Source organism: Saccharothrix sp. CCNWYY140, assembly GCF_037401995.1.
Classification (GTDB): domain Bacteria; phylum Actinomycetota; class Actinomycetes; order Mycobacteriales; family Pseudonocardiaceae; genus Actinosynnema.
This window is the reverse complement of record NZ_JBBEGC010000221.1, coordinates 1-6738: the sequence shown is the minus strand read 5'-3', so window position 1 is coordinate 6738 and position 6738 is coordinate 1. Positions and strand designations below refer to the sequence as shown.

General features: G+C 73.0%; 3 protein-coding genes and 1 pseudogene. 1 reads left to right on the top strand and 3 read right to left on the bottom strand.

What is annotated here, in order from left to right:
- Positions 1–266: 266 nt before the first annotated feature.
- Positions 267–1115, bottom strand: coding sequence for an alpha/beta fold hydrolase (locus WBN91_RS38625; RefSeq protein WP_337722323.1), 849 nt, complete (start codon positions 1113–1115; stop codon positions 267–269).
- Between the two features lie 223 nt (positions 1116–1338).
- On the opposite strand from WBN91_RS38625, the gene WBN91_RS38620 reads away from it, so the two are divergent.
- Complete coding sequence (locus tag WBN91_RS38620; RefSeq protein WP_337722324.1) at positions 1339–5628, top strand: OmpL47-type beta-barrel domain-containing protein; 4290 nt, start codon at positions 1339–1341, stop codon at positions 5626–5628.
- Here the strand turns inward: WBN91_RS38620 and WBN91_RS38615 are convergent.
- Both WBN91_RS38615 and WBN91_RS38610 read right to left on the bottom strand, forming a co-directional pair.
- Positions 5609–6067, bottom strand: coding sequence for a hypothetical protein (locus WBN91_RS38615; RefSeq protein ID WP_337722325.1), 459 nt, complete (start codon positions 6065–6067; stop codon positions 5609–5611). The two genes, WBN91_RS38620 and WBN91_RS38615, sit on opposite strands and share 20 nt — an antisense overlap.
- A gap of 339 nt (positions 6068–6406) precedes the next feature.
- Positions 6407–6738, bottom strand: a pseudogene (locus WBN91_RS38610) (hypothetical protein); the annotation flags it as partial.

Here is a 6738-nt window from a genome sequence, read left to right as displayed (position 1 = left end):
CCCGGTGCAGCCGAATTTTTTGTGAGGAACGAGCAAAAAATTTAGCGGCACCGGGGAAATCTGTGGTTGGCTTTGCCGGGCCATGCGGTGGGGGAACCGACGCCCTTCACCCCCCATCGGTGGTTCGCCCGCCGGCAGGCGCTTTTAATCTTGAGAGCGCGAAGCGCGACAGCTCAAGAGCGCGCAGCGCGTCCGCTCAAGAGCGCGCAGCGCGTCCGCTCAAGAGCGCGCAGCGCGTCCAAAGAAAGCGCAGCGCCCCAAAAACCTCAAGAAAGCTTGGAGATCTGAGCGGCGACCTCGACAGGAGCCTCCAAAGGCAGCATGTGCCCGGCATCCTCGACAACCACCGACTCACCCCCCACCGCCTCCGCCAAAGCCCGCGCGTTGTACTCGCCCACCAACCGGTCCTCATCCCCGACCACGGCGATCACCGGCTTCTCCGCCGCCACCGTCAACGCGGCCTCGCGGTCGTACCGGTCCACCGCCGGCCGGAACAAGGCGATTGTGTCCGGCCAGTGCGCCCACACCATGTCCGCGGTCAGCTCGACGTCCTCGGGCCGGGGCTGATCACCGAACAGCCACCACCGCAGGCCCGCCGTCTTGGCCGGCTCGATGCGCTCCCGCACCGCCCGCACGATGGGCCCGAACGCCCGTTCCAGCTCGCGCACTAGCTTCCCCAGCGCCTTGGGCCACGCCAACGACGTCTCCGACATCCCGCTGGCCGCCGTCGACACGAACACCAGACCGGCCACGCGCTGCCGGTACAGCCTCGGCCGCCGCTCGGCCAGCGCCATCGCCGCCATGCCGCCCATCGAGTGCCCCGCCACCACGACCTGACCGGTGGGCACCAGCCGCTCGATCAGCTCGCCCAGGTCGTCGCCGAGCTGCTCGATGGTCGCGGTCTCGCGGGTGGCCGGGGTGGACTCGCCGTGGCCGCGGTGGTCGTAGGCGATGACCGCCACGGACTCGGGCAGCTCGCGGATCACCCGGTGCCAGGTGCGGTGGTCCAACGCGTAGCCGTGCGCGAGCACCACGGTCACCTCGGCGTCGGGCGTGCCGCTGCGCACCAGGTTCAGCTCCGCGCCGTCCTCCAGCCGCAACCGCTCGGTCGCCATACCGCCGTCCTTTCCGTCGTCGGACCTCACCGGGTCCAACGACGAGCCGAACGGAACGTCACGGTCGGGCGAGAGCGAAGGTCCCCGTCCGGTAGGTCCAAAGACCCCATTCCGGTGCAACCGCTAACGGACCGTGAGCACTACTCGAAACACCAACCAACAGACGCTCACAGTCTCACCCGTTCGGCGTAGAACTCGTCCTCGACCGGAACCCGGTGCACCCATGATCCCCACCTCACGGCGAGGACTGGTCGTCGTCGCGGCCTTGGCGCTGATCACCACGCCGACCGCGAACGCCACGACCTTCAGCACTCCCGCCGCCACCTACACGGCTGGCGGCACCAGCGCGCAAGGCCTCTACTACGCCAAGTCCGGGAGCACCCTCACCCTCACCGTCAAAACCGACGAGCGGGCACGCTGTGTGCAGGTCACCGGCCTACCCACGCAAACCTCGACCGCCCCCCGAACCACCTGGACCTTCACCCACCCGACCGCGTCCGGCGCGGACGGCGTGCGCACCGCCACCGTCACCATCGGCGAGAACTCCAACCCCAACGGCGTCTGCACCACCCGCACCGCCACCACCGGCGTGTCCTACGTGCTGGACAACACCGGCCCCACGGCCACCGCGTCCCTCGCACCCGCCCCGAACGCCGCCGGGTGGAACAAGGACAGCGTCGCCGTCACCTGGACCGCCGACGACGCCGGGGGAGTGGGCGGCGGCACGGTCACCCCGCCGTCGACCGTCACCGCCGACACCGCGGGCACCACGGTCACCGGCACCGCCACCGATGCCCTGGGCAACACCGGCCCGACCGCGTCCGTGGTGGTCCGCCGCGACACCGGCGCGCCTGCGATCAGTTCCGCGACCACCCCGGCCGCCAACGGTCACGGCTGGCGCAACGCCCCGGTCACCGTCACGTTCACGTGCGCGGACCCGTTGTCCCACATCGCCTCCTGCCGCGCCGACGGCAGCACCTCCGCCGCGCGGACCCTCACCGGCGAGGGCGCGGACCAGTCCGTGTCCGGCACCGCAACCGACAACGCGGGCAACACCCAGTCCACAGTGGCGGGCGACATCGACATCGACTTCACGTCGCCCACGGTGTCCGCCGCGACCCCCTACACCGGGGGCACGTGGACCAACCAGCCCATCACCGTCACGTTCACCTGCGCCGACGCACTGTCCGGTGTGGACACCTGCACCGCCCCGGTCACCCTGTCCGGCGAGGGTGCCGACCAGTCCGCCACCGGCACCGCCACGGACAAGGCGGGCAACACAGGCACCACCACCTTCGGCGACGTCGACATCGACCGCACCGCGCCGGTCACCACCGCCACCGCGCCCGCCGCGTGGACCAACACCGACGTCGCCGTGCAGTTGACCGCCCTGGACGCCCTGTCCGGCGTGCGCGAGACCCGCTACAGCGTCGACGGCGGCCCCGAGCAGACCGGCACCAGCGTGCCGTTCACGACCGAGGGCAGCCACACCCTGACCTACCTCAGCACCGACCACGCGGGCAACGCCGAGACCCCGCGCACGGTCACCGTCGACATCGACAAGACCCCGCCCGGCATCACCCACCACCTGTTCCCCGCCCCCAACGCCCACGGCTGGCTCTCCGGCCCGGTCCTCGTGACGTTCCACTGCACCGACTCCGGCTCGGGCGTCACGAGCTGCGGCCCCGACCGCACGATCAGCGACGAGGGCGCGAACCAGGCTGCCGACGGCACCGCCACCGACCGCGCCGGCAACACCGCCACCGACCCGGTCCGCGTCAACATCGACCTCACCGCGCCGACCATCACGGCCGCCCCGGCCACCAGCCCGAACTCCCACGGCTGGTACCGCGAGGACGTCACCGTCGCCTACACCTGCGCCGACGCGCTGTCCGGCGTGGACACCTGCCCCGCGCCGACCGTCCTCACCGAGGGCACCGACACCGCGTCCGGCACGGCCACCGACGCCGCCGGCAACACCGCGACCGCCACCCTCACCGGCATCAACGTCGACAAGACCGGCCCCACCCTCACCGGCGCCCCGTCCACCACCGACTGGACCACCGACGACGTCACCGTCACCTGGACCTGCACCGACGCCGGCTCCGGCGTCCAGGACACCCCCGCCCCCAGCACCGTGACGGGCGAAGGCGCGGCCCTGGCCGCCACCGCCTCCTGCACCGACAACGCGGGCAACACCACCACCGTCACCGTCGCCGGCCTCCGCATCGACCGCGCGGCGCCCGCCACGCAGGCCGAGGCCATCCCCGCCGGTTGGCACGCCGACCGGGTGGACATCACGCTCACCGCCACCGACGCGCTGTCCGGGATCGCCCAGACCCAGTACCGCGTGGACGACGGCCCCGCCCAGCCCTACACCGGCACGTTCGCCTTCACGACCGGGGGCAAGCACACCATCGCCTACTGGAGCACCGACGCGGCCGGCAACACCGAGGACCCGCACGCGCTCGCGGTGTGGATCGACGACGCCGACCCGACCGTGACCGCCGACCACGTGCCCGCCAACGCCCACGGCTGGCACAACACCCCGCTCACCGTGTCCTTCACCTGCGACGACACTCAGTCCGGCATCGCGAGCTGCGCCGACCCGGTCGAGCTGGGCGAGGGCGCGGACCAGTCCGCCACCGGCTACGCGACCGACGGCGTCGGCAAGACCGCCACCACCACGGTGACCGGCCTCAACGTCGACCTGACCCCGCCCACGCTGACCCCGTCGCCCACCGCCGGCTGGCACCGCGCCGACGTGACCGTGCAGTGGACCGCCACCGACGCCTTGTCCGGTGTCGACACCGCGCCCGCCGACAGCGTCATCACCGGCGAGGGCCGCTCCCTGGGCGCGGGCCCGGTGACGGCGACGGACAAGGCGGGCAACGGAAGCGCGCCCGCGTCGGTCACCGACGTGCTGATCGACCGCACCGCCCCGGTCGTCGCCGGCACCACGCTCACCGCGCCCAACGCGAACGGTTGGTTCCGCGACGAGGTCGTCGTCGACTTCACCTGCACCGACCCGAAGCTGGCCGACGGCACGGACGGCTCCGGCGTGGCGACCTGCCCGACCAGCCGCGTGCTGCGCGGGGACGGCGTGGACCAGTCGGTGACCGCCGACCCGGCCACCGACGTCGCCGGCAACACCGGCGCCCCGGTCACCTTCGGCGGCGTCGACATCGACGGCACCCCGCCCACCACGACCGCCGACCACCCGTGCAGCGGCTGGTGCACCGGCAGCACCGCCACCGTCGTGCTGACCGCGTCGGACGCCCTGTCCGGCGTGACCGAGATCCACTACCGCCGCGACAGCGGCCCCGAGCAGACCGCCCCGGGCGCGTCCGCCACCATCACCGTCCCGCTGGACGGCAGCGGCAGCGGCACCCTCACCTACTGGGCCGTCGACCGGGCCGGCAACGTCGAGAGCGTCAACACCGCCGCCCTGAAGTGGGACAACATCGCCCCGGCGGTCACCCACACCCTGTCCCCGGCGCCCAACGCCGACGACTGGAACAACAGCGACGTCACCGTCACCTTCAGCGCCCAGGACGACGACGCCGGCTCCGGCGTCGACCCGGCCACCCTCACCCCGCCGGCGGTGGTGTCCACCGAGACCGCCGGCACCACCCTCGTCGGCACGGCCCGCGACCTGGCCGGCAACACCGGCACCGACACCGTGACCGTCCGCCTGGACAAGACCGCGCCGACCATCACCGCCGAGGTCGTCGGCGGCCCGAAGCCCTGGCACACCGCCCCGGTGACCGTGCACTTCACCTGCACCGACAACGGCTCCGGCATCCCGGCCACCGCCTGCCCCGACGACGTCGTCCTGGCCGCGGACGGCTCCGCCCAGTCCGCCACCGCCTCGGTCACCGACCGCGCGGGCAACACCTCGCACGCCACCGCGACCGGCATCAACATCGACCAGACCGCCCCGACCTTCACCACCCTCTCGCCCACCGACGGCGCGATCTACGAGTTCACCGCCCCCACGCCCACCTGCACCGCCTCGGACGCGGTCTCCGGCCCGGACACCTGCACCGTCACCACGACACCGCTGGGCGAGGGCACGCACACCTTCACCGCGACCGCCCGCGACCAAGCCGGCAACACCGCCACCCGCACCGGCCGCTACCAGCTGCGGCTCTACCGGTTCAGCGGCTACCTCCAGCCCATCAACGACCCGGCGACCCCGGTCAGCGTCTTCAAGACGGGCAGCACCGTGCCGGTAAAGTTCCACCTCCGCGACGCCGCCGGCACCCCGATCCAGGCCCTGTCGGCGCCGACCTGGCTGACCCCGGTCCGCGGCGGGGCGACGACGTCCCAGGTCAACGAGTCGGCCTTCACCGACCAGACCACCACCGACGGCACCTTCCGCTGGGACCCGACCGCCCGCCAGTACGTCTACAACTGGCAGACCAAGGGCCTGGCGGCCGGCTACCACTACAAGATCGGCGTGAAGCTCGACGACGGCCAGCTGAAGTACGTCACGGTGGGCCTGAAGTAGACCCCAACGCCCGAACCCGCCGATCGAGCAACCAGGCAAACCCTTCCGGATCCCCCACCACGAACCGGATGACCCGCTCCCCGGCCCGCACGGCGACCACAGGTCCGCCGGGCGGGCCGGCCGCTTGCGCCACCCACACCGCCCTGATCTCCCGCAGCGGCACCTTCCCGCCGTGCATGTCGTCCCCGACCCGCCACCGCAACCAGGTGTCGTCGACACTCGCCGACGCCAACACGGGCTTCCACCCCGCCGTCCCGCGCACAGCCCGAGCCCGACTGCGCATCAACAAGGAGGTCCCGGCAACGGCCCCACCCCCGGTGTCGAACAACACCTCATGCGCCCGAACCACCAGCACCACCCCCAACACCCCGGCGACAACCGGCGGCACCACCAACACCCCCCGCCCGGTCAACGCCGCAACCGCCACCACCTGCACCACCGCCCCACCCGCGACAACCCACCACCCACTCCACCGAACAAACCCACGGCCGACGAAAAACCCCACCGGCCCCAAACACCCCAACACCAGCACCACCCACCACCCACCACCACGCCCGCCCCCCACCACGGCCGTGACGACGCTCTCCACCGGCGGTCCCACGAACCCGGCCAAGAGCAGCGGAGACACCCGCCGCCACCGCCTGCGGAACTCGGCGCGGACAGCGGGATGGGCGAAGAACGGCAAGCCCACAACGCACCTCCCGACCCCACCAAGAGACCACGCCCGCCCACACCCCGCCCGCCGAAACCCATGCTGTGGGCCGACGCGCGGTCGGTGCTACGGCAGGCGGCGGGTGGTGCGGCGGGCGGGCAGTGCGGCGAGCGGGGAGGGCTGGAGGCGCATCGGGCGGGCTGGCGTGCGGCGGGCTGCGGCGTGGCGCGGCGGCGTGGCGCGGCGGTGCGGGGCGGCGGTGCGGGGCGCTGAGGCGGTGCGGGGCAGGGCGGCGGTGCGGCCGGGCGGGCGGTGCGGCAGGGCGGGCGGTGCGGCACCAGCGGTGCGGTAGGGCGGTGCGGCCCGCGGGCAGTGCGGCGAGCGGGGAGGGCTGGAGGCGCATCGGGCGGGCTGGCGCGCGGCCGGCGGCGGTGCGGCGGGCGGCGGTGCGGCGGGCG

Excerpts from the sequence above, each read along its gene's own strand:
- WBN91_RS38625 (WP_337722323.1), bottom strand. The coding sequence starts at position 1,115 with ATGGCGACCGAGCGGTTGCGGCTGGAGGACGGCGCGGAGCTGAACCTG.
- WBN91_RS38620 (WP_337722324.1), top strand. The coding sequence starts at position 1,339 with ATGATCCCCACCTCACGGCGAGGACTGGTCGTCGTCGCGGCCTTGGCG.